This window comes from Thalassobacillus sp. C254 (genome assembly GCF_001310615.1).
The window spans coordinates 1-2,000 of record NZ_BAXQ01000062.1 but is presented as its reverse complement, the minus strand read 5'-3'; the positions used below and the strand labels follow the sequence as shown (position 1 = coordinate 2,000).

Here is a 2,000-nt window from a genome sequence, read left to right as displayed (position 1 = left end):
TTGATGTATCAGTTGAAGTAGAACGAATGAAATAGAGAAACGTATCATGGCTAGTGGGGGTGCCAAGGGTGTGACTAATACGTTCAGCTGCTTTAGCACTCATAGAAAAAGCAAGTTCATGAAGTAATTCCTGTAATCGGTTAGTTTTCCGTTGGTAAGGGGCCACACCTTCCACTCTTTCAGTAAAGACTTTCACCTCGCAGCCGGCTGTGTGACAAAACCATTTTCTTGTCATAAGAAGCAAACTCACTGTTTTTCCATTTATGGGAAGGTCTCTCACCAAACGTGGATAGCGACTGTGCCTTTTATCAGTTACCTCGTGGCAGGTTGGACACTTTGCCGTTTTTTCTTTCATTTCTGCAATGACTTCAATGTCTTCTTCTGTTTCTGTAAGAGACAGAATGTTCATCCCTTCGATTGGCTTATAATTCAGGGAATGAGAAAACATCGCCAAAACTCCCTTTTTCATTCACTATTCCCCTATAAGATTGTATTTTAACCTCACCAAAAGCTCGTAAGAACCAACTTAGTCTAGCAGTTACAGAGTATGGTTATGTTGAATTAGCAGCCTAAAAACAAGCACTAACTACATTAACACTATTGTTATAAAAAAGCTCCCTTGATATAAAGGCAATTCTTCAAATAGCTTAAAATGTACAATAAATTCAATCTGGCATGAAATCGGCACGTGAAGTAACTGTCATAACAATCTTAAAGGCTTAAGTTTTAAGAACTCACAGTTTGAGTGTAGGTTCTTATTTATGTTTAAACTGCGAATCAACCCATTCTCGTGTCAACGTTATTGATTTGAAAAACAAAAAGGCAATATTAAGTAATTCCTTAAAAGGTATGTCATTTATTCTAATTAAATGTATTCTTGGATTTGCCTTCGTAACCTTTTCACCATGTGCTAGGTTTTCATCCATTCTTTTTACTATATTGTCACCGCTATATATGTTAATAGCACAATCAAGATGATTTAGTTTAGTCTCTTCAAAATTTGAACCGATTATATAATCCGTATCAAGATGTATGCATCGCCCTATAAGTAAACCATGATCCTCCATTTCATAAGATAACTCTTCTAACATCATACTAAGGTTACCATCGTTACTACGTTTGGCGATTACATCTAATCTTTTTACTTTCTTTAAATATCTGTCATTATACTTTTGTTCAGCAAGATAATCTCCTTTATTTACTCTAAGGTACTCATCATCATAATCATCCAAGAAAAATGAACAACCTTCTTTTTGTCCATTGTAAATACGTAACTCTTTGATCCAGCGAGGATTAGGTGGAATTAATTCCTCCTCATTTAGAACAAGTCCTGGAAAAGTATCCTTTTCATATACAGAATGAGGATTTATTCGAATAAATATTTTATCCCTATTATTAATATCCCATAGATGTTCAAGCAGTTTAGGTGGTAAGTGGCCGTCAACCTCATAATATTTACGTTATATATCATCAATTATATCCTGGATATATAATGTTTAATGAAGTACATTTCAATAACTCATAGTCTAAGCTTCCATCCTTCTCTCTAAGTTCTTCAAATAGGGAAGGTTCATCTATGAATATTGTTTGTTGTTCGTTATAATCTTCAAATCCTTTTTAAATAATGGTACTTCATGCTTTCACTACATATTTCAGAAACAATGCAACATATTGCAAGCCTTTTTTGGTAGCTATACTCTTCAAAATATTTACTTCCCAGAATTGCATTTATTCCAGGAGTATTTTTATCTTCCTCGACTAGTATTTCTTCTCTAAATGAAACTAACTCTGTCATGAGTCCACTTGACCATTTAGATGTTCTTCAACATATTTTAATGCTTCATGTAGTCCAAATAACTCTTTCTAGCAATTTGATTAATACTATCTAAATAATCCTCTAATTCCATACATTAACTTCCTTTTCTATTAATTATATTCTCTAATGTATGTTACCTTATATATTCACTATATTTCTCATATAATATAACTGTTTTATTTTA

The 2,000-nt window shown here is 33.2% G+C and carries 3 protein-coding genes; all 3 read right to left on the bottom strand.

What is annotated here, in order from left to right; genetic code table 11:
* On the bottom strand, positions 1–469 hold a 469-nt coding region (locus JCM19033_RS21590; protein WP_054637881.1), incomplete at its 3' end, for a transposase family protein.
* A 286-nt stretch (positions 470–755) separates the two neighbouring features.
* Entirely contained in the window at positions 756–1,232 is a 477-nt protein-coding gene (locus JCM19033_RS21585; RefSeq protein WP_054637880.1) for a hypothetical protein, read from the bottom strand.
* A 374-nt stretch (positions 1,233–1,606) separates the two neighbouring features.
* Complete coding sequence (locus JCM19033_RS21580; RefSeq protein WP_054637879.1) at positions 1,607–1,795, bottom strand: hypothetical protein; 189 nt, start codon at positions 1,793–1,795, stop codon at positions 1,607–1,609.
* Positions 1,796–2,000: the final 205 nt, after the last annotated feature.

Bases quoted from the DNA above. Each gene is read 5' to 3' on its own strand.
- JCM19033_RS21580 (WP_054637879.1), bottom strand. From the start codon at position 1,795: ATGACAGAGTTAGTTTCATTTAGAGAAGAAATACTAGTCGAGGAAGAT.